This is a genomic window from Bradyrhizobium jicamae (assembly GCF_018130215.1).
Classification (GTDB): Bacteria; Pseudomonadota; Alphaproteobacteria; order Rhizobiales; family Xanthobacteraceae; genus Bradyrhizobium; species Bradyrhizobium jicamae_A.
Genome location: NZ_JAFCKQ010000011.1, coordinates 26214 through 46867, shown reverse-complemented (window position 1 = coordinate 46867; position 20654 = coordinate 26214). Strand labels below are relative to the sequence as shown.

Genomic DNA, 20654 nt, shown 5'->3' with positions numbered 1-20654 from the left:
ACTCTGGTTACTCATCGATGGCCTGATCGAGTGTTTGCACCGCCGCTCCCTTGCGGACCGACGCAAAGTGTTCGAGCGGTACCGACGTTGTTACCGTCAGGACGTTGCTATCCACGACTTCCACCGACAGTGTTTTTCCCTCGTCCATGTCCTGAAGGAACTTTTGGTCTGCGACGTCGGCGGCGATGCACATGTTCGTCAGGCACCAGGTATAGGGCAGGCGAAGCGCCGCCTTCTGATCAACCGACAGTTTGACGCCGGCTTGCAGATACATCCCGACCGGCAGGAACAGCTGCAGCCTGGCATTGCCGTCCTCGCGCCCGATCAGATCGATGCGAATAGCTGTCTGGCCGGTTTCGAAGGTGCCTGTGATTGTCGTACGGCACAGCGTCTTGGCGCCGGCAGCCGTAAAACAGAGCTTTCGCCAATCGCCGTACTTGATGTCCCGAGCAGGATGCTGCCCGCGCGGGGCGACTTCGGCGCCGTCCTTCGCCGCCGGTGGTGATGGTGTCTGCTGACCCTGGCCCGGACTGATTCCCGCCACCAGCAGAAGGGTCGCCAAAGCTCTAAGTCTAGTCATGTCGACTCCTCCAGCGTCTAGCGGATGTTGTCGAGAAATCGCTCGACGTAGGGCGACCATGTCGGGATGGAATCGGCGGAGCCGATCAGGAAATGCCCTTCGTCCCGGAACGGGGGCAGCAGGTGATACTCGGCGCGGCCGCCGGCGCGCGTGAATGACGGCGCGATCAGACCGAGCAGCAGGAGTGCGGCGGTTGCGAGACTTCGTAGGCTCTGCTGGCGCATGGCGCGCTCTCCCATGTCGACGGCCGCGATGACGCGAATCCTGATGCGGCTTGGGATCGTGCCTATGGCGACCGCGAGGAGCAGAAAAATCTCCGATGCAGCGGAGAATATCCACTTGACGGAATCCATGGCCGCATGTCCCAGGCAGGGCGAGAATGCCAACCTAGTGATCGGATTTCGGCTTAGGGCTTGATCCAAATCAAGCCTTGACGCCTTAAGCTGTCCGCCTCCGCTCCGATGAAGGACTTGCTCCGCCCGGCCACTCGTCCATGAGCGCTCTGGACATCGCCGCCGATCCGCGGCGCCGAGAGGGTGCCGATCGCGCTCCATTCTCATGGTCGCACTTTTGATCGTCTTACTGCGTTGCGAGATGAGGCCCGCGACTTGATCTGAATCAAGCTGCAGTCGCGCGCACAGCGCAAGGAGACGTTAGGTCAACGCAACCCCGAGGGTGACCAGCGGACATGAAGCTACCCCCGCAGCAGGCGAGCTGGCTTCGGTTGTTTCCCCCGGCGACCTGGCTTTCGCAAGATCGTGGGTCCTCGCTCAACTCGGATGCGATCGCCGGGGTCACGCTGGCCGCCTATGCGATCCCGGTATCGCTGGCCTATGCGGGACTCGCCGGCTTGCCGCCACAGATCGGCGTTTACGGCTATCTGCTGGGCGGCATCGGTTATGCCTTGCTTGGCTCGTCGCGCCAGCTCGCGGTTGGCCCGACCTCAGCGATCTCCCTCATGATCGCAGGCTCTGTCGGGGTACTGGCCGCTGGTGATCCGACGCGCTATGGACAGATCGCCAGCCTCGTCGCGTTCTCTGTGGCAGTGCTTTGCCTGCTCGCCTGGCTGTTCAGGTTGAGCGTGCTGGTGCGGCTGATCAGCGACAGCATCCTGGTTGGTTTCAAGGCTGGAGCGGGGCTTACCATCATCATGAGCCAGCTGCCGAGCCTGTTCGGCGTGACGGGCGGCGGCCACAACTTCTTTGACCGGGTAATCAAGCTCGCCGGTCAGCTTGGCGATACCAGGCCGTTGGTCCTCGCAATCGGCTTGATTGCAACCTTGTTGCTCTTGCTCGGCGAGCGCCGGCTGCCCGGAAAGCCCATCGGGCTGGCTGTGGTCGCGCTTTCGATCCTGATCGTCTCGATGCTCGGTCTTGCAAAACTTGGCGTGCCCGTAACAGGAGAGATCCCGACCGGGTTGCCGGCGATGTCTGTTCCGACCTTCGGCTTGGTCGAGTTCGACGACCTGTTTCCCATCGCCGCCGGCTGCCTGGTGCTGGCGTATGTCGAAGGCGTATCCGCCGCGCGGAGCTTTGCGGCAAAACACGGCTACCCGCTGGACGTTCGGCAGGAGTTTTTGGGCATCGGCGCCGCCAACCTGGCCGCGGCCTTCGGACACGGCTATCCCGTCGCGGGAGGCTTATCGCAGTCCGCGGTGAACGATGCGGCCGGCGCGCGAACGCCGCTGGCGCTGGTGTTCTGTTCTGTAACCCTCGCGCTGTGCCTGCTGTTTTTCACGGGCCTGCTGACCAATCTGCCGAAGGCCGTGCTTGCTGCGATCGTATTCTCCGCCGTTTACAAATTGGTCGACATTCCGGCGCTTGCGCGGATGTGGCGGATCAGCCGGATCGATTTCTATGCAGCGGCCATTGCGCTGGTCTCCGTGCTGTTCCTCGGAATCTTGCAAGGTGTCCTCCTGGCGGCTGTTGCCTCGATCTTCCTGCTGCTGCTGCGTGCTTCGCAGCCCAATGTCGCCTTCCTCGGTCGTCTCCCCGGCAGCGGTCGCTATTCCGACCGCGCCCGCCACGAGGGCGTGGAGCCGCTGGTCGGGGTCATCGCCTTTCGTCCGGAAACGTCGTTGCTCTACGTCAATGCCGAGACGGTTCTTGAGACCGTGCAGGACGTAGTAAGGGCTTCGCCTGACGTCCGATTGGTTGTCTGCGACCTTTCGGCATCGCCCTTCATCGATTTGGCAGGATCGCAGATGCTGCACGATCTCCGAGACGAGCTGTGGTCCCGCTCCGTCACGTTCTGCATCGTCGGCGCCCACGCGCAACTGCGGGAGCTTCTGAGAGCGGATGGCCTGGCGGACAAGACCGACGCCAGTGACTGGATGCGAACGCTCGACAGCGTACTAAGCGACAGAAAGCCACCGGACGAGAGCTGACGCCGTTCAACCGGCTTGGCCTGCCACCCACCTCCGGTGCGTCAGGCAGCTCGTTTGCCCGGCGAGGAGAGCTGCAAGTGATTATCGAGATTGCATGCCTAACCCACGAAGCTTGACCTAGATCAAGAGGCGCGCGGCGTTCGGGCCAACAATCCCGGGCAACCAGCGCAGGATCGGGAGTCCCTCATGACCAACGAAAAACCGGCACAGCGGCGCATTGACCAATTCTTCTCAGGACCGGGCGGACGTGCCGACAATTGGCGGGACCTGGTCGACGCCGCGAAGGCATGGAGCAAGGGCGGAGACCGCGCGAAATACGATGCGGCGCTGTCGGCTCTCGCGGTAACGGAGGAATTTCACGGCTACCCCGGTCTCCATTTGATGACGGCGCTGAAGGAAGCTGCGGCGGCGGGCGATGCCGCCACCTCACATGCGCTCGCGACGCGGATCGCGCACGCACTTCAGACGAAGTCGTTTCGTCAGCATGCGGGTGACTGGAGCACGCAGGAAGAGAGCAATGGCGACGTTCCCGATCTGCTTCCGCCGACTCTGGGGCAATCCGCGGCGCGCCGACCTTACTTCGAGACCCTGATTGTGACCGGGTTGCCAGCCAGCAACTGGCAGGGGCTCGCGGCGGAATGGCGCAAGCTGCGGCGTCCGGTCGACGCGTTCATCTATGAGCCGGTTATCGTCGGCAGCCTTGAGGACGCATTCTGTGCTGCAATGCTCAACCCCAACATCGCGGCGGTAGTGATAAACGAAGGCTTTGGCCTGCGCTCGCGCCATGATGCGCCCGTGCTTCGTGCCATGACAGGTGCCATGGGGCTCAACGAGGAGTCCGACGCTTCCGCGCTGCGGCTGGCCCATATCCTGAACCGGGTCCGTCCCGAGCTTGACCTCTACCTCATGTCCAATCGCGACGTCGAGCAGATCGCAGGCAGTCCCGAGGCCGATGTGGTGCGCCGGGTCTTCTACTCCATCGAGGATATCCTGGAGCTGCACCTTTCGATTCTGGAGGGCGTGCAGGATCGCTTCGACACGCCGTTCTTCGACAACCTGAAGAAATATGCGCAGCGACCGATCGGGACTTTCCACGCGCTGCCGATTGCGCGGGGCAAGTCCGTATTCAAGTCGGACTGGATTCGCGACATGGGTGAATTCTACGGCCTGAACCTGTTCCTGGCCGAGAGCAGCGCGACCACCGGCGGCCTCGACAGCATGCTGGAGCCGACCGGCAACATCAAGAAGGCACAGGAAAAGGCCGCGCGCGCTCTCGGCGCCGACCGCGTCTTCTTCGTCACCAACGGTACCTCGACATCCAACAAGATGGCAGTGCAGGCGCTGCTGGCGCCCGGCGACATCGCAATCGTCGACCGCAATTGCCACAAGTCGCACCACTACGGGATGGTGCTTGCCGGCGCGCAGCCGCTCTACGTCGAAGCGTTCCCGATGACCGAATATTCGATGTATGGCGCGGTGCCGCTGAAGACGATCAAGCAAGCGCTCCTGAACGCGAAGGCCGATGGCCGGCTCGACCGGGTCAAGATGATCGATCTGACCAACTGCACCTTCGATGGTCATATCTACAACACGCGGCGGGTGATGGAAGAATGCCTCGCGATCAAGCCCGACCTGATCTTCCTCTGGGATGAGGCCTGGTTCGGCTTCGCGCGATTCTCGCCATTCCTGAGGCGGCGAACCGCGATGGGGGCAGCCAACGAGATCGAAGCCTGGATGCGCGACCCCAAGTCGGTCGCGGCCTACGAAAAGCAACAGGCCGAGCTCGGCAAGAACCCCTCGGACGAGGTCCTGCTCAAGGCCAGGCTCATCCCCGATCCGCGCCAGATCCGGTTGCGCGTCTACCAGACAAATTCGACACACAAGTCGATGTCGGCGATCCGACAGGGGTCGATGCTGGCCGTCAAGGACATCGAATTCCACACCGTGGAGGCCCAATTCAAGGAGGCCGTATTCACCCATGCCTCGACCAGCCCGAACCAGCAGCTGATTGCAAGTCTCGACGTGTCGCGCCGCCAGATGGAGCTCGAGGGTTATGGACTGGTGGCCAATGCGATGGAGATTGCGTTCGCCATCCGCAATGCAGTCAACACCAATGCGTTGATCTCGAGGTATTTCCGCGTTCTCGGCGCGGATGCCATGGTTCCCAGCGAATATCGCCAGAGCGGTTTCACCGACTATCTGGCGGCCGGCACCAACTGGGCGAGTGCCCTGAAGAGCCTGAACGACGACGAATTCTGCCTCGATCCGACCAGGATGACGCTGGTCTGCGGCACGGCAGGGTACGACGGAACGCAGTTCAAGGGGCTGCTTGCCAGCCGCTACAACATCCAGGTCAACAAGACCTCGCGCAACTCGGTCCTGATCCAGTCCAACATCAACAACAGCCGGAGCGACGTCGCACATCTTGTGCGGGTGTTGGCGGAAATCTCCGGTGAGATCGATCGCGGCCTCGCCAAGGGCGGCGCGAATGCGAAGGTCGATTTCGACGTGCGCGTCAACAGCCTGATGAAGGATGTGCCTGACCTGCCGAATTTCTCGCACTTCCATCAGAGCTATCGCGGCGATGCCGGAACCAAGACCAACGAGGGCGACATCCGCAGCGGCTTCTATTCGGCCTACGACGCAGGTGGGTGCGAATACCTCCGCCTCAACGATCCGGAGATCGATCGCCGCTTGAAAAGCGGTCCCGATCTCGTCTCGGCGAATTTCGTGATCCCGTACCCACCCGGATTCCCGATCATGGTGCCGGGACAGGTCATCACCCAGGAGACGATCGATTTCATGCGCAAGCTCGATGTGAAGGAGATCCACGGCTACGACGCGACTGAAGGCCTGAAACTCGTGAAAACCGAGGCCCTGGCTAGGATGGGCAAACCAAGAGCTGCCGCGCCGAAGCTCAAGGCTGCGTCGTAATTCATGTGGGGACGGCTACGCAGAGCTTTTCACATTCGTTCAGCAGATCCCTATCTGCTACTGTTCTTCGTCGTTGGCTTGGCCGTCTGGATCGGTTTTCCGGTCGGCTACGCCGTATCTGGCATACTGCTCACCAACCTGGGCTATTTCGCAATGCTGCTAGCGTAATAGCTCGCCATCGCACCTTGTCCATGGAGGAGAAAATATGAAGACTCGTTTGCTCGTTGCCCTGATTGCGTTGTTGATGGGAGTAACCGGTTTCAGCGCGCGGTCGCAGGCTGAAACAGGATCGGTTGCCGTGGTCTTCACCAAGGGTGGCTTCATCGTCGGCGTCGGAGGCGGAGAGGGCGTTCTGACGCTTCGCGGCAAGCACTACCCGTTCACCGTGTCGGGCATGAGCGTCGGCTTCACAATCGGTGCTTCCACCACCAAGCTCGTCGGGCGAGCTATAAATCTGAAGGGACCGGCCTCGATTGAAGGCTCCTACTCGGCGGCCGGCGCAGGCGGGGCGATTGCGGCCGGTGCCGGCGGCGTTCAATTGCAGAACGCCAATGGCGTGATCCTGCAGCTCAGCGGCCCGAAGGTCGGCGCGGAAGTATCGGCCGCCGTGGGCGGCGTGACGATACGGCTGAAGTAGAACCAGGTTGCAATTTTGGGAACAGGCCGCGGTAATGCGCGGCCTGTTTCGTTCAATATCGTTCGACAACAGACTTGATCGCGCGCAGGGCGGTCTGATCGTTGTAGCGTCCCTTGGCGGATCGCTTGGGCAGCCTGACCTTGTCGCGCCGAATCCGACTATAGGGGATGGTCTTCAGAAGATGTGATATGCAGTTCAGCCGCGCGCGCCGCTTGTCGTCGGAGCGGATGACATACCAGGGTGCATGCTTCGTGCTGGTCGCCTTGAGCATCAGGTCGCGCGCGTGGGAATACTCATACCAGCGGCGGAAGGACTCCGTATCCATCGGGCTCAGCTTCCACTGCCGGAGCGGGTCATCGATCCGCGCCCTGAAGCGTCGCTCCTGCTCTTCCATGCCGACCTCGAGCCACAGCTTGATGAGGATGATGCCGCCCTCGATGATATATTGCTCCATCTGCGGACAGAGCGAGAGGAAGCGCTTGTGCTCGGCCGGGGTGCAGAAGCCCATCACATACTCGACGCCAGCGCGGTTGTACCAACTGCGATCGAAAATGACGATTTCGCCGCCGGCCGGAAACTGCTGCATATAGCGCTGGATGAAAAGCTGCGACTTCTCGCGATCGGACGGAGCGGGCAGTGCAACCACGCGAAACACGCGAGGGCTGACTTTTTCCGTGAGGGCCTTGATCGTGCCACCCTTGCCGGCGGCATCGCGGCCCTCGAACAGGACGATCACACGCAGGTTGTTCGCCTTCACCCACTCCTGAAGATGGCAGAGTTCGACCTGCAGCTTGTGCAGTTCCTTCTCGTACACCTTACGCTTCATCTTCGTTGCAGCTTCGTCTTTTGCCATTGGGATATCCATGGTTATGAGGACTAGTTTCCCCAGGCGATAACGATGCCGATGTCGCCGGGCACCCCGCCGGAGAAGTCGATGATCTGGTAGCGAATGCGATAGCCACGGGGCTGCAGATAGTCAGCCCAGAGCTGGTAGATTTCCTTCGGGATTCCGGTTAGCGTATTTTCCCAGCCCGGCTCCATCTGGTTGATCGCGCGCCCCTTGTCGGTGCAAAGCGTGTTCGGGAAGCGGTAGACCTGGACCTCGGCCAACCCGTTTCGGACGGCGCGCTGGATCACGGTCGACGCGAGCTTGATCTTTTCCTCCTCAGTCAGTCCCGAAGGCTTGCTCAGCCGTTCGATGAGAGCCTTCTTCTCGGCTTCGACCGCAGCCGCTCGACGGGCGTACTCATCGGCCTTTTCAGCTTGCTTGACCGCAGCTTCCTTCTGGATATCGTGCGCATTTGGGATCAAGTCGTCGATCTTGTCTCGCATGGCCTGGACCTCCTGGGACCGATCTTTCGCCCTGCGAAACGAAGGCTAGGACCGGGGAGACACGTTCGTTTGATCCAGATCAAGTATCGGCGGGGTACGGGCCCCACTGTGCGGTAATCGAACGGGAGACTGGAATTGAGTGAACAGCTTCACCCGCTAGCACCGCACCATCTGCCATTCTATCTCGCTCCGCCCACAGGCCAGACGGACCTCTTTATGGTTGGGACGGGCGTCTTCCTGGTTGTTGTCGTGCTCTATGTCGGCAATCTCTATTGGCGCCTGCACAGTTTGCCCGAGCGCATGGCGCATAAGTCACAGAAACTGCAGTTCGAGGTCGTAGCCATCCTTGGCCTGATATCGCTATTCACGCATATCCACGCCTTCTGGGTTGCGGGGCTGCTGCTTGCCCTGATCGACATTCCCGATTTCAGCACTCCGCTGCGCAGCATCGCCGGATCGGTGGAGAGACTCGCCGACAACTCGGACACAGTTGCGCAGCCGGAGGAAGGCGGCAGCGAGCCCGCTCAGGTGACGACGGCTGAAGGGGAATCGGCAAAGGGGCCGAGTATCCCCAAGAGCGAGGTACACGGCCATGTTTGAACTGATCCTCTGCTCACTGCTTACGATCTTGCCCGACTATCTCTTTCGCCGCTACGTCCAGGGAAAGCGCTTTGGCAAGGAAATAACCTTCTATTCCGTCTGGTACGAACTTCGCTGGGGCATCACAGGCTGCCTGATGCTGACGGTCGCCTTGATCACCACGATCTTCTATTTCCATCCATCGACGACCAGCGCCGCGTTGTTCTACCGCACAGTCCCAATTCTTCCCGAGGGCTCGGGGCGCGTTGCGGAGGTCAACATCGGTTTCAGCGCGCCGGTCAAGAAGGGCGAGGTCATCTTCCGGCTCGACAGCTCGAAGCAGAGTGCGGCCCTCGACACCGCGAAGCGCAAGGTCGCCGAGGTCGATGCATCATTGATCGCAGCCGAGGCCGATGTGGTGAAGTCGGAAGCGCAGGTCCAGGAAGCCAAGAGCGCCTACCAGCAGGCCAAGGATGAGCTCGACGTAAAAAGCGATCTGCAGCGCCGCAATCCCGGAATTGTTCCGCAGCGCGACATTGAGAAGCTCCAGGTTCTGGTCGATCAACGGCAGGCCGGCATCGATGCCGCCTCCGCCGTCAAGCAGTCGGCGTCATTGCGGGTGTCGACGCTGTTGCCCGCAGAGAAGGCGAGCGCGGAGGCGGCGCTGGCGCAGGCACAGGTCGATCTCGACAAGACGGTGGTTCGTGCCGGCGTTGACGGACGCGTCGAGCAGTTCTTTCTTCGCCCGGGGGACGTCGTCAATCCGCTGATGCGTCCGGCAGGCGTCCTGATTCCGGAAGGGGCGGGTCAGCAGTCGCTCCAGGCCGGTTTCGGCCAGATCGAGGCACAGGTTTTGAAGGAGGGGATGGTCGCCGAGGCGACCTGCGTCTCAAAGCCGTGGACGATCATCCCGATGGTCATCACCTCGGTCCAGGACTACATCGCGGCCGGCCAATTTCGTGGCGGCGAGCAATTGATCGAAGCCCAGAATATTGCCCGGCCCGGCACCATTCTGGTGTTCCTCGAGCCCTTGTACAAGGATGGGTTGGAAGGCGTAACCGCGGGCAGCAGCTGCATCGTCAACGCCTACACCAGCAATCACGAGGTCATCTCGGCCAAGGACACAAGCGCCGGGCAGGCCTTCGTCCTGCATGCGATCGATGCCGTGGGGTTGGTGCATGCGCTGCTGCTTCGCATCCAGGCCCTGCTGCTGCCGATCAAGACGCTGGTTCTGAGCGGGCACTGACAAGTCGAACCGGGCGCCAGGGAGATGTTGAATGAACACGGGCCGGAGATATGGCGCGTTCCTGGCGGGATGTCTGGCCGTCGCGCTGCCCGATTACGCCGCGGCGTTCGATCTCACCGGCGCCTGGGCGACAAGCGCCGAGCAGTGCCGAAAAGTGTTCACACACAAGGGCCGGGCGAATCAGCTCACGTTCACGAACTTTTCGGGCGTCTATGGCGGCGGATTCATCGCCGAACCCGATCGTCTGAGAGGCAAGTTCGAGAATTGCAAGATCAAGTCGCGGAAGGACGACGGCCAGAATATCAACATCGTCGTTGGTTGCGCGTCGGGGATCATGGTCTCGAGCGTGCAGTTTTTCCTCAAGGCCGTCGACGACGACACCATTACGCGCCAGTTCCCGGGCATCGAGGGGATGGAGGTCAACTATCATCGTTGCAAGATCTAAAGGCGCCTGGTCCCCGCCCTGGCTGAGCAATGCCACACATTTGTCGGCAGATGCCGAACCGATTGAGTGAGGCGCCGTGGATCCGCGCAGGTTGCCGAGATCGTTGCGCATCGCCCTGGTTGCGGGACTTGTCCTCTTGGCAGGGGGCGTCGGCCTGCTGGCCTATCGCTGGTATGAGAGGCCGACGACTTTGACGATCGCGGTCGGTTCGCTGGACGGCGAGGCCGGCAAGCTCGTCTCGGCGATCGCGGGAAATCTCGCTCAGTCGAAAGCGCCAGTCCGACTCAGCTTGATCCAGACCCCGGGACCGCTCGAGTCCGCCAACGCATTCGCGTCCGGAAAGGTCGACCTCGCCGTGGTACGCGGTGATGTCGGCGATCTCTCGCAAGCTCAGGCCGTCATCGTATTGGCCCACGCCACCGTGCTGATCGTCGCGCCGCCCGGCGCTGCAATATCTGACATTGCGGAGCTGAAGCGCGCAACGATCGGTGTCATCGGCGCCGAAGCCAATCAAAAGCTGATCAAGGTGCTGACCGACGAATACGACCTGACCCGGGCGGGCGTTACGTTCAAGCCGCTTGCCCCCGCGGACGCGCGCCGGGCTCTCGACGCCAAGGACGTGCGCGCGATCCTGCTCGTCATGCCCCTGACCGAAAAGTATCTTGCGCTGCTGCGCAATGTCTTCCCGCATACCGGGCGAGCCGGCCCGGTGGTGATCGCCGTTGAGTCCGCAGGAGCCATCGCTGAAAAGGAACGCGCCTATCAGAGCTTTGACGTGCCGAAGGGAACCCTGCGCGGTTCGCCGCCCATTCCCCCTGACGACGTGACGACGCTGCAGACGTCGTTCTATCTGGTGGCCCAGAAGAAGCTTGGGAATGACCTGATCGGCGACCTGACACAGTCGATCATGAGCGCGCGTCGGGACTTGCTTGCCGAACTGCCGGCGCTGTCGCAGATCGCAACGCCCGATAGCGATGCGGGCGCCTACATACCCCTGCATCCAGGGGCAGCCGCGTTCTATGAAGGGACTCGAGAGAGTTTTCTCGACCGGTGGGGCAATGCGATCTTCCTGGCGCCGATGATAGCGGGTGGGCTCGCGTCCGTGCTTGCCGCCGCGTGGAGATTCCTCCGCCCGCTCGAGACGAAGACCCGCCAGGAAGCGCTCGACTCGCTTTATGCGCTGGGCCCCCGGATCAGGGAAGCCGGACGCGAAGCTGAACTGGAGGCGATCGAGCGCGAGATCGACCACGTGCTGCGGACGCAGCGTAGCCAGCCGGTTGCCGACGACAAGGCCGAGCGTGCCGTCACGGCGGTGAACGTTGCAGCCCATCGTCTCGAGAACCTGATCCACGACCGTCGCCTCCATCTCGCGTCGCAGCAGCCGGACGATGCCGGAAGCTGAGCCAACGGTCGCGTTCCTTGATCTCGATCAACGAGCGGGCATGGCTGCGACCGATGCTGCCGGGGATCAATGTTGATGGAGATTGCGATGTTTGGTTGGGGCAGGACCCTGCTTGCGATCGTGCTGCTGTCGGCAGCGCCGACCGCCGCGATCGCCCAGACCTCTGCAAATCCGCCGGCTCAAGCTAGCCAGCCGCAACCCCCTGCCGCAGTACAATCGCCCGATCAACTCCTGAAGCCCGAACAACTGGAAGCGCTTGTGGCGCCGATCGCGCTTTATCCCGATTCCCTGCTGGCAAATGTGCTTGCAGCTTCGACTTATCCGCTCGAGGTCGTGCAAGCCGATCGCTGGCTGAGCGCGCGCAAGAATCTCAAAGGCGAGGCGCTCAAGACGGAGGTCGGCAAGCAGGCCTGGGATGACAGCGTAAAGGCGCTCACCAGCACCGCCGACGTCCTCTCGATGATGAGCGACAAGGTCGACTGGACCAAAGATCTCGGCGACGCCGTGCTGGCTCAGCAGGCCGATGTGATGGATGCGATCCAGCGGTTACGCAGCAAGGCGCAGGCCAACAACAAGCTGGTAACGACCAAGCAACAAAAGGTCAGCGTCCAGACCGAGGAGAGCAAGCAGGTCATCGTCATCGAGCAGACCGATCCGGACACGATCTACGTGCCCTATTACGATCCCGCGACGGTCTATGGTGCGTGGCCCTATGCCGACTATCCGCCGTATTACTTCGGCTATCCGTCATATATCGGCGCGGGTGTGATCGCGGCGGGCCTCGCCTTCGGCGCCGGCTGGGCGATCGGACGCTGGGGCAATTACTGGGGCGGCGGCTGCAACTGGGGCAACCGCAACGTCTACGTGAACCATTTCAACAAGGTCAACAATATCGGGAACGGCTGGCAACACAATCCGGCGCATCGTCAGGGTGTTCGCTACAGCAACGGCAACGTGCAACAGCGATTCGGCGGCAACGGCAATCGCGCCGGTGTCGATGACCGCATGAACTATCGCGGCCGCGACGGCCAGCAGGTTGTGAAGCCGGGAAGCGACCGTCCGGGCGCGGATCGCGCAGGCGATCGGGCTGGCGACCGTGGAGGTGATCGCGCGAAGGGCGGCGACCGTGCGAGTGCAGCCAATCGCGCCAAAGGCGGCGACCGCGCGAGCGCCGGCAACAAGGCCAAGGGTGGTGGCGATCGCGCCAGGACGAGTGATCGCAGCCGTGATGGCGCACGGAGCAGCGGTGGCCGCCGCGACGGCGCCCTTGGCAATGTCTCGTCGGGACGCGCGGCGAACCTGCAATCCGCACGTGGGCAGGCCAGCCTTGGCGCACGGGGCGGCGGCGGAGGCGGCTTAGGAGGGGGCGGCGGCTTTGCAGGCCGTGGAGGCGGCGGCGGAGGCGGCTTCAGTGGTGGAGGGGGCGGTGGCGGCTTCCGTGGTGGAGGAGGCGGTGGTGGCGGACGGCGTTCCGACCTCGCGCTGAAGCACGACGTCGTCCTGCTCGGGCATCTCGCCAACGGCCTCGGCTACTACCGCTTCAGCTACCTCGGCAGCAGCAAGGCGTATGTCGGCGTGATCGCGCAGGAGGTCGAGCAGGTGATGCCCGGGGCGGTGAAGCGCGGCGATGACGGCTATCTCAGGGTCTATTACGACAAGCTTGGCCTCAAGTTCCGCAGCTACCGCGAATGGCTGGCTGCCGGCGCGCGGATTCCCGGCCGACCGGAGGTGTCACGATGACCGGCTCCCCGTTCTCTCGACATCGCGCGGCGTCCGTCGGAATCGCGGCCGCAGCGGCGCTTGCCTTGCTGTGGTCGCCGGCCCGGGCCCAGCAAGCCTTTCCCAATCCGGAGGATGCGGCGGCCGCTCTGGCGATCGCCGTCAAGGAGGGCACGAGTCGGGCCATACTGAAGGTGCTCGGCCGTGATGCCGCCGATATCATCGAATCCGGCGACGACGTCGCCGACGCCGACGCGCGGCAGCGGTTCCTTTCTGCTTACGACGCCAAGCATTCGATCAAGGCTGACCAGCACAAGCGGGCCACGTTGATCCTGGGCCCGGATGATTTCCCGTTTCCGATTCCGCTCGTCAACAACCGCGACGGCTGGAGTTTCGATGCAGCGGCAGGCCGCCGTGAAATCCTCTACCGCCGGATCGGGCGCAACGAACTCGATACCATCCAGACTTGTCTTGCCTATGTCGATGCCCAGCGAGAATATGCCGACAAGGATCGCGGTCAGGGGGTAGGGGTCTATGCCCAACGCGTCGTCAGTAGCCCCGGCAAGACGGATGGCTTGTTCTGGCGCGACGACAAGGACCCCAGCCCACTCGGCGAATTGGCAGCCCAGGCAGCCACCGAAGGCTACAAGGTCGGAGCGGAGGGCGCGCCATACCACGGGTACTACTATCGGATCTTGAAGGCGCAGGGCTCAGACGCTCCCGGCGGGGCACTCAACTACGTCGTGAAGGGCAAGATGATCGGCGGCTTCGCGTTGGTTGCCTATCCCGCAGAATACGGCAACTCCGGCGTCATGACATTTCTGGTGAACCATACCGGTACCGTCTACCAGAAGGATCTCGGTTCACGCACCGATTTCGTCGCCAAGCGCATGATCGTTTTCGACCCTGACCACACCTGGAAGAAGGTGGATGTCGCCAATCCCTGAGGGATGAGGGGAGTTGCAGTGATGCGGTGCATAATGCGCACGGTTGTGCGGACGCTTGTTGCGATGATTCTTTTGGTCACGCCATGCTTCGCGCAGGCGACGGGCCATGTCCAGGTCAAGTTCGTGAAGGCGGCTCTTGTCGTCGGCGGCGGCGGCGGAAACGGCGTGTTGATCTACCGCGGACGCCAGTATCGATTTGTCGTGTCCGGCTTCAGCCTCGGCATAACCGCGGGCGCCTCGGTGAGCTGGCTGGAAGGCACGGCCTCGGGCATCAGAGATGTCAACGATTTCGCCGGCAGCTATGCTCTCGTCGGAGCGGGTGGAGCATGGGCCGCGGGCGTAGGCGGGGTGAGCATGCGAAATGAACACGGCGTGGTGCTGATACTCAAAGGCCCCAAGGCAGGTCTGGAATTTGCGGCCAATCTGGGCGGACTCACGATTTCGCTGCGGTGACGGTACCCCCTGGGGCTATGAACGGTGCACCGCGCCTTCAACGTTGCTGCGCAGGTTCAATCGTCCGTGCTGTTCGATCTGGGCAGCTGGGCATTTTGCGGCGTAGAAGCAGCTGAGGAGGTGAACTTCTGCCTAATGCAGAGATAGCTCCAGACAAATGGCCTGCGGGTCCTTTCCGCGGCGGACCTGAAAGCCAAACTTGGCGAAAACCTTTCGCATCGCCGTGTTCCCCGGCAGGACGTCCGCGACTAACTGTTCGAGTCCAGCCGTGCGCGCCAGGATGATAAGGTGTCGCATGAGCAAGCTAGCGACGCCCTGTCCCTGATAGTCGTCGATGGTCACGAACGCGATCTCCGCTGTTCCGGAGTTCGTTACGATGTAGCGGCCGCCGCCGATAATCACTTCGTTTCCGTCCTCGTCGGAAAGCGCGATCAAGGCGACGTGATTGGTGAAATCGATGTTCATGAAGAAATCGACCTCCCTCGCCGAGAAGCTTCGCTTGGGACCGAAGAAACGACGTTGCAGTGACTGGCTGCTCGTGCGACCGATCGCCTCCAACATGTCTTCCTGGTCGTCGGCCCGTAACATGCGGATCTCGACGCTCCGGCCGTCGCGCAGACGTTCGCGCGCTGCATAATTCTCAGGCACGGGCATCCAAATGTCCTCCCGGTGCCAGAAGGGCGCACAGTCGAGTTCGTGGTTTGACCTAGATCAACGATCCGGGCGCGCCAGACGCCTTCAATCGATGCGTCGGCGGAAGGACCCAAAACGATGTCGCTGGACAATCCGCAACTCCCGGGCGGCCCCCTGTCAGGGGTCGTCGCCAAGGCCGTGGAATATATGGTGGATGCCGGGCAGCGAAGCGTGCTGCTTCTCGATGTCCTGCGCCAGCGCGGCGATCAGTATCGCGAGCAGGTTGCCCAGACAGCGCCCCATGTCCTGAGCTATGCAGCCGAGCTCATCCTGGACGGCCGCACGCTCGAGCAGCCCGTCAACTATGCGCTGGTGCGCATCGTCCCGCCCAAGGGTGTGGAAATCGACCTCAACCGCAGGCCGTTCGTAGTCGTCGACCCGCGTGCGGGCCATGGACCGGGGATCGGCGGCTTCAAGGCCGACAGCGAAATTGGAGTCGCGATGAAGGCAGGGCATCCCTGTTATTTCATCGGCTTCCTGCCCGAGCCGATGCCGGGCCAGACCATCGAGCGCATTGCTCACGCTGAAGCCATCTTCATTGAAAAGGTCATCGAGCGGCATCCCGAGGCTGATGGCAAACCATGCGTGATCGGCAACTGCCAGGCCGGCTGGGCGATCATGATTCTCGCCTCCCTACGGCCGGAACTGTTCGGTCCGGTGATTGTGGCGGGCGCGCCGCTGGCGTACTGGGCCGGCGTACACGGCAAATATCCGATGCGCTATTCCGGCGGACTGCTCGGCGGAAGCTGGCTGACCGCGCTTTCCAGTGACCTCGGCGCCGGCAAGTTTGACGGTGCCTGGCTGGTGCAGAACTTCGAGAACCAGAATCCCTCGAACACGCTGTGGACGAAGCAGTACAACGTCTACTCCAAGGTCGATACCGAGGCAGATCGCTATCTCGAATTCGAGCGCTGGTGGGGTGGACACGTCAACCTCAATGCCGAGGAGATCCAGTTCATCGTCGACGAGCTCTTCATCGGCAACAACCTGGCCGCTGGACGTGTCACGATGTCCGACGGGGCCACGGTCGATCTGCGCAATATTCGCTCGCCGATCGTGGTGTTCTGCTCGAAGGGCGACAACATCACGCCTCCGCAACAGGCGCTGCACTGGATTCTGGACCTTTACGCGGACGTCGACGAGATCAGGGCACATGGGCAGACCATCGTCTACACCGTGCACGAGACGGTCGGCCATCTCGGCATCTTCGTTTCCGGTGGCGTAGCCAAGAAGGAGCACGCGGAGTTCTCGAGCAACATCGACCTGATCGATGTGTTGCCGCCCGGTCTTTACGAGGCGACCTTCGAGGCGAAGGGATCCGATACGCTCAATGATGAGCTTGCGATCGGACAGTGGGTAATGCGCTGCGAGGCCAGAACGCTCGATGATATCCGTGCGATGGGGGGGAATTCGCCCGAGGACGAGCGGAGGTTCGAAACCGCCAAGCGTGTCTCAGAAATGAATCTGGCTGCCTATCAGAAATACGTGCAGCCTTGGGTCAAATCGATGGTCACGCCACATATGGCGGAAATGATGCGCAATTGGCATCCGCTCCGCCTGCAATACGAGGCGTTCAGCAGCGAGAACCCTTGGATGAAGATGATTGAGAACGCCGCAGACAGGGCGCGCGACCAGCGCAAGCCTGTTGCCAAGGACAATCCGTTTCTGGCGTTCCAGGAGCGCGTATCGAAACAGATCGTCAGTTCGCTCGATCAGTGGCGCGACTCGCAGGAGGCGCTGAGCGAGGCGATGTTCCTAGCCATCTATGGCTCGCCAGCCCTGCAAGCCGCGGTCGGGGTCGATCCGCAGTCGACACCCTCCCGACGCCGCGACATGAATCCAAAGCACCGCGAGTTCTTGCAAGCTCGCACGGCGGAGCTCACATCCAGGATCGGCTCCGGCGGGATGCGAGAGGCCGGCATCCGGGCCTTGCTTTACGTCGGATCGGCCCGGGGCATGGTGGACGAGCGCAGCCTCGAGGCGCTGCGGCGGCTCCGCCAGGCCGACGAGGCCGCGCGCATGACGCTCGCGGATTTCAAGATGCTTGTCCGCGAGCAGTTCTTCATGCTTCTGCTTGATCGGGAGGCCGCACTTGCGACTATTCCAAAGCTTTTGCCGGACGACATGGACGAGCGCCGCAGGGTGTTTGCCGCCATTCGGGACGTGCTGTCGGCAAGCGCGGAGATATCCGGCGAAGTTGCCAAGCGATTGAAGCAGGTCGCCGGGCTGTTCGGGCTCGACGACCACAGCAACAGCGCCCCTTTCGATCCGAAAGCCCGGGCGTCATAGCAAATCAGAGCGGAGCGATGAGTGCCATGGCAACCGGACCGAACGAAGCCCAGCCGGGATCGAAATACGATCGCCTCATCGTCGCCGCGAAGGGCGTTCCCTCGGTATCCACCATCGTCGTGCATCCCTGCGACGAGAGCTCACTGCGAGGGGCGATCGACTCCGCTGAAGCCGGGATCATCAAGGCGGTTCTGGTCGGGCCGGCCGCGCGGATCCGGGAAACAGCGGCGAAGCACGATATTGATGTTGCGGGCTATGAGATCGTCGATACGCCGCCAACTGAGGCGGCTGCCGCGGCCAGGGGCGTCGAATTGATTCTTGAAGGTCGAGGCGAAATCCTGATGAAGGGCAGCCTCCACACTGATGAACTGATGCGGAGCGTGACGGCAAAGGTCGGCGGGCTGCGCACCGACCGGCGCATCAGCCACGTGTTCGTGATGGATGTGCCTGCCTATACCGAGACGGTGTTCGTCACAGATGCCGCGATCAACATTTTTCCGGACCTCGATGCCAAGCGGGACATCATCCAGAACGCTGTCGATCTCTACAACGTGGCAGGTTTTGGCACGACACCGCGGGTCGCGATCCTGTCGGCGGTGGAGACGGTGACTTCGAAGATCCCGTCGACGATCGAAGCGGCCGCGCTTTGCAAGATGGCGGATCGCAAGCAGATCACCGGCGCGCTGCTCGATGGTCCGCTTGCTTTCGACAATGCGATCGACACGGAGGCGGCGCGGATCAAGGGAATCAGGTCCGAGGTCGCTGGCCGGGCGCAGATTCTAGTCGTGCCCGACCTCGAGTCCGGCAACATGTTGGCGAAGAATCTCGCCTATTTCGCCAAGGCCGACGGTGCCGGCATCGTGCTCGGCGCTCGGGTGCCGGTGGTGCTGACATCACGTGCCGATTCGGCGCGGTCACGGATGGCGTCAGCCGCAGTTGCGTGCCTTTACGCGGATGCCCGGCGTCGAAGTGCTCCCATCGCCGCCGCGTGATTGCCATGGATACGATCCTCGTCGTCAATGCCGGCTCCTCCAGCGTGAAATTCCAGGTCTTCGCGGTAGAAGGCGAAGGCCAGCTGCGGCGGCAACTGAAGGGCCAGATCGATGGCATCGGCAGCCGACCGCGGATGCGCGCCAGCGGCTCCAGCGGCGAGCCGCTGGCCGAGCGTGCATATCCCATCGAGGCGGTTGCCGATGTTCCTGCCGCAATGTCCGTCGCCGGCGCGTGGTTGAGAGAGGAACTCAACATCAGCCCTCTCGCCGTGGGCCATCGGGTCGTTCACGGCGGTCCGGATTACGCGCACCCGGTGCTGATCGACCCCCTGGTCGTGTCGCGACTGGAGCGCTACGCGCCGTTGGCGCCCCTGCACCAGCCGCATAACCTGGCGCCCATCAAGTCACTGCTGGCGAATTTTCCAGCCCTGCCACAGGTGGCCTGCTTCGACACGGCATTTCACCGCGACCATGACCCACTGGCGGACCATTACGCCATTCCACACCAGCTGTACGCCGAGGGCATCAGGCGCTACGGCTTCCATGGCCTGTCCTACGAATATGTGGCCAAGCGCATGCCCCAACTGGCGCCGGAGGTCGCGGTCGGACGTGTGATCGTGGCTCATCTCGGTAGCGGCGCCTCGATGTGCGCGATGCGGGCAGGGAAGAGCGTCGAGAGCACGATGGGCTTCACGGCCCTTGATGGCCTCGCGATGGGAACGCGGCCGGGTCAGCTCGATCCTGGTGTCGTCCTTTACCTGCTCACGGAGAAGGGCATGTCCGCGTCCAAAGTACAGGACTTTCTGTATCGTGACTGCGGGTTGAAGGGTCTGTCCGGCGCCAGCAACGATATGCGCGAACTCGAGGTCAGCGCCGACCCACGAGCTGCATTTGCGATCGACTATTTCGTCTACCGCGTTGGCCTCAACGCCGGCATGCTGGCAGCCGCCCTGGAAGGGCTCGACGGCTTCGTCTTCACCGCGGGGATCGGCGAGAATTCGGTTTCGATCCGCGCCCGCATCGCCGAAAGGCTGGCATGGCTCGGGATCGTGCTGGATCCCGCCGAGAATGCGCGGCATGCAACCAGAATTTCCCGATCCGACAGCCGCATTCCCGTCTATGTCGTGCCGACCGACGAGGAACTGATGATCGCGCACCATACGCTGACGCTGCTCATGAAGCAGCCATCGCCAAATCCAAAACGCGAGTAAAAGTCATGAACATCCCCGTTTATCCTGAAACCAATGTCGCACTGAAAGGCAAGAAGGGATTGATCGTCGGCATAGCCAATGACCAATCGATCGCCTGGGGCTGTGCGAAGGCGTTTCGGGCGCTCGGCGCCGAACTCGCTGTCACCTACCTCAACGAGAAGGCGAAGAAGCACGTTGAACCGCTGGCCAGGGCGCTGGAGTCGTCCATCTTCATGCCGCTCGACGTGATGGTCGAAGGCGAGACCGAGAAGGTGTTCGAGCGCATCGAAAAGGATTGGGGCCAGCTCGACTTCCTGCTTCACTCGATCGCGTTCTCGCCGAAGGACGCCCTGCATGGTCGTGTGGTCGATGTCGATCGCGGGGGCTTCCAGAAGACCATGGATGTATCCTGCTGGTCGTTCATGCGCATGGCCCATCTCGCCGAACCGCTGATGAAGAACGGCGGTACGATGTTCACCATGACGTATTACGGAAGCCAGATGGTGGTGAAGAACTACAATGTCATGGGCGTCGCGAAGGCAGCGCTTGAGGCAGCAGTGCGCTACATCGCGGCCGAGCTCGGGCCGAAAGGCATTCGAGTCCACGCCATCTCCCCAGGGCCGCTTGCCACCCGCGCAGCATCCGGGATTCCGGAATTCGACGAATTGATGGACAAGGCGCAGTCGCAGGCGCCGACGCGCAGCCTGGTCAGCATCGATGACGTCGGCAAGGCCACGGCATTTCTCGCGCTCGATGGTGCCAAGCTGATCACAGGCAGCGTGCTCTATATCGATGGCGGGTACCACATCATCGATTGAACGCCGCCGAGA

General features: G+C 62.2%; 19 protein-coding genes. 14 read left to right on the top strand and 5 right to left on the bottom strand.

What is annotated here, in order from left to right; genetic code table 11:
• Positions 1-7: 7 nt before the first annotated feature.
• Positions 8-562 (bottom strand): invasion associated locus B family protein, encoded by a 555-nt coding sequence (locus JQ586_RS15100; RefSeq protein WP_249147620.1) that lies wholly within the window; start codon positions 560-562, stop codon positions 8-10.
• A 35-nt stretch (positions 563-597) separates the two neighbouring features.
• Positions 598-933: a hypothetical protein gene (locus JQ586_RS41315; protein ID WP_312016969.1), complete on the bottom strand. Its 336-nt coding sequence runs from the start codon at positions 931-933 to the stop codon at positions 598-600.
• 335 nt (positions 934-1268) lie between these two features.
• Here JQ586_RS41315 and JQ586_RS15090 point away from each other — a divergent pair, with 335 nt between their 5' ends.
• From JQ586_RS15090 to JQ586_RS15080, 3 genes are all read left to right on the top strand, one after another.
• Positions 1269-2966: a SulP family inorganic anion transporter gene (locus tag JQ586_RS15090; protein ID WP_212395373.1), complete on the top strand. Its 1698-nt coding sequence runs from the start codon at positions 1269-1271 to the stop codon at positions 2964-2966.
• A 186-nt stretch (positions 2967-3152) separates the two neighbouring features.
• On the top strand, positions 3153-5900 hold the full coding sequence (locus JQ586_RS15085; RefSeq protein WP_212395372.1) for a beta-eliminating lyase-related protein: 2748 nt from the start codon (positions 3153-3155) through the stop codon (positions 5898-5900).
• A gap of 205 nt (positions 5901-6105) precedes the next feature.
• On the top strand, positions 6106-6537 hold the full coding sequence (locus JQ586_RS15080; protein ID WP_212395371.1) for a hypothetical protein: 432 nt from the start codon (positions 6106-6108) through the stop codon (positions 6535-6537).
• A 52-nt stretch (positions 6538-6589) separates the two neighbouring features.
• Here JQ586_RS15080 and ppk2 read toward each other — a convergent pair whose 3' ends face one another.
• Together ppk2 and JQ586_RS15070 are read right to left on the bottom strand one after the other, a co-directional pair.
• A complete protein-coding gene (gene ppk2, locus JQ586_RS15075) occupies positions 6590-7390 on the bottom strand; it encodes a polyphosphate kinase 2 (RefSeq protein ID WP_212395370.1) in 801 nt (266 codons plus the stop codon).
• 23 nt (positions 7391-7413) lie between these two features.
• Entirely contained in the window at positions 7414-7869 is a 456-nt protein-coding gene (locus JQ586_RS15070; RefSeq protein ID WP_212395369.1) for a hypothetical protein, read from the bottom strand.
• Between the two features lie 135 nt (positions 7870-8004).
• Between JQ586_RS15070 and JQ586_RS15065 the strand changes: the two genes are divergently transcribed.
• From JQ586_RS15065 to JQ586_RS15035, 7 genes are all read left to right on the top strand, one after another.
• Positions 8005-8469 (top strand): hypothetical protein, encoded by a 465-nt coding sequence (locus JQ586_RS15065; protein WP_249147619.1) that lies wholly within the window; start codon positions 8005-8007, stop codon positions 8467-8469.
• A complete protein-coding gene (locus JQ586_RS15060; RefSeq protein WP_212395368.1) occupies positions 8462-9694 on the top strand; it encodes an HlyD family secretion protein in 1233 nt (410 codons plus the stop codon). Before JQ586_RS15065 ends, JQ586_RS15060 begins: the two co-directional genes overlap by 8 nt.
• A 31-nt stretch (positions 9695-9725) precedes the next feature.
• Complete coding sequence (locus JQ586_RS15055) at positions 9726-10139, top strand: hypothetical protein (protein ID WP_249147618.1); 414 nt, start codon at positions 9726-9728, stop codon at positions 10137-10139.
• 103 nt (positions 10140-10242) lie between these two features.
• Entirely contained in the window at positions 10243-11541 is a 1299-nt protein-coding gene (locus JQ586_RS15050) for a TAXI family TRAP transporter solute-binding subunit (protein ID WP_249147617.1), read from the top strand.
• An 87-nt stretch (positions 11542-11628) separates the two neighbouring features.
• Entirely contained in the window at positions 11629-13281 is a 1653-nt protein-coding gene (locus tag JQ586_RS15045) for a DUF3300 domain-containing protein (protein ID WP_212395366.1), read from the top strand.
• Positions 13278-14207 (top strand): DUF2950 domain-containing protein, encoded by a 930-nt coding sequence (locus tag JQ586_RS15040; RefSeq protein ID WP_212395365.1) that lies wholly within the window; start codon positions 13278-13280, stop codon positions 14205-14207. Before JQ586_RS15045 ends, JQ586_RS15040 begins: the two co-directional genes overlap by 4 nt.
• A gap of 33 nt (positions 14208-14240) precedes the next feature.
• Entirely contained in the window at positions 14241-14660 is a 420-nt protein-coding gene (locus JQ586_RS15035; RefSeq protein WP_249147615.1) for a hypothetical protein, read from the top strand.
• Between the two features lie 132 nt (positions 14661-14792).
• Here JQ586_RS15035 and JQ586_RS15030 read toward each other — a convergent pair whose 3' ends face one another.
• Positions 14793-15314, bottom strand: a complete 522-nt coding sequence (locus tag JQ586_RS15030) for a GNAT family N-acetyltransferase (RefSeq protein ID WP_212395364.1) — start codon at positions 15312-15314, stop codon at positions 14793-14795.
• Positions 15315-15431: 117 nt separating this feature from the next.
• Between JQ586_RS15030 and JQ586_RS15025 the strand changes: the two genes are divergently transcribed.
• From JQ586_RS15025 to fabI, 4 genes are read left to right on the top strand one after another with little or no spacing between them, the layout of a single operon-like run.
• Positions 15432-17642, top strand: coding sequence for a DUF3141 domain-containing protein (locus JQ586_RS15025; protein WP_212395363.1), 2211 nt, complete (start codon positions 15432-15434; stop codon positions 17640-17642).
• A 17-nt stretch (positions 17643-17659) separates the two neighbouring features.
• Positions 17660-18634 carry a phosphate acetyltransferase gene (locus JQ586_RS15020; RefSeq protein WP_409334533.1) on the top strand — a complete coding sequence of 325 codons (975 nt, stop codon included), beginning with the start codon at positions 17660-17662 and terminating at the stop codon, positions 18632-18634.
• A gap of 5 nt (positions 18635-18639) precedes the next feature.
• Entirely contained in the window at positions 18640-19845 is a 1206-nt protein-coding gene (locus JQ586_RS15015) for an acetate/propionate family kinase (protein ID WP_212395362.1), read from the top strand.
• A 5-nt stretch (positions 19846-19850) separates the two neighbouring features.
• On the top strand, positions 19851-20642 hold the full coding sequence (gene fabI, locus JQ586_RS15010; protein WP_212395361.1) for an enoyl-ACP reductase FabI: 792 nt from the start codon (positions 19851-19853) through the stop codon (positions 20640-20642).
• Positions 20643-20654 lie beyond the last annotated feature (12 nt).

Coding starts and splice junctions, on each gene's coding strand:
- JQ586_RS15085 (WP_212395372.1), top strand. CDS start 3,153: ATGACCAACGAAAAACCGGCACAGCGGCGCATTGACCAATTCTTCTCA.
- JQ586_RS15060 (WP_212395368.1), top strand. CDS start 8,462: ATGTTTGAACTGATCCTCTGCTCACTGCTTACGATCTTGCCCGACTAT.
- JQ586_RS15045 (WP_212395366.1), top strand. CDS start 11,629: ATGTTTGGTTGGGGCAGGACCCTGCTTGCGATCGTGCTGCTGTCGGCA.
- ppk2 (WP_212395370.1), bottom strand. CDS start 7,390: ATGGCAAAAGACGAAGCTGCAACGAAGATGAAGCGTAAGGTGTACGAG.
- JQ586_RS15035 (WP_249147615.1), top strand. CDS start 14,241: ATGCGCACGGTTGTGCGGACGCTTGTTGCGATGATTCTTTTGGTCACG.
- JQ586_RS15080 (WP_212395371.1), top strand. CDS start 6,106: ATGAAGACTCGTTTGCTCGTTGCCCTGATTGCGTTGTTGATGGGAGTA.
- JQ586_RS15025 (WP_212395363.1), top strand. CDS start 15,432: ATGTCGCTGGACAATCCGCAACTCCCGGGCGGCCCCCTGTCAGGGGTC.
- JQ586_RS15020 (WP_409334533.1), top strand. CDS start 17,660: ATGAGTGCCATGGCAACCGGACCGAACGAAGCCCAGCCGGGATCGAAA.
- JQ586_RS15055 (WP_249147618.1), top strand. CDS start 9,726: ATGAACACGGGCCGGAGATATGGCGCGTTCCTGGCGGGATGTCTGGCC.
- JQ586_RS15090 (WP_212395373.1), top strand. CDS start 1,269: ATGAAGCTACCCCCGCAGCAGGCGAGCTGGCTTCGGTTGTTTCCCCCG.
- fabI (WP_212395361.1), top strand. CDS start 19,851: ATGAACATCCCCGTTTATCCTGAAACCAATGTCGCACTGAAAGGCAAG.
- JQ586_RS15070 (WP_212395369.1), bottom strand. CDS start 7,869: ATGCGAGACAAGATCGACGACTTGATCCCAAATGCGCACGATATCCAG.
- JQ586_RS15015 (WP_212395362.1), top strand. CDS start 18,640: ATGGATACGATCCTCGTCGTCAATGCCGGCTCCTCCAGCGTGAAATTC.
- JQ586_RS15040 (WP_212395365.1), top strand. CDS start 13,278: ATGACCGGCTCCCCGTTCTCTCGACATCGCGCGGCGTCCGTCGGAATC.
- JQ586_RS41315 (WP_312016969.1), bottom strand. CDS start 933: ATGGATTCCGTCAAGTGGATATTCTCCGCTGCATCGGAGATTTTTCTG.
- JQ586_RS15030 (WP_212395364.1), bottom strand. CDS start 15,314: ATGCCCGTGCCTGAGAATTATGCAGCGCGCGAACGTCTGCGCGACGGC.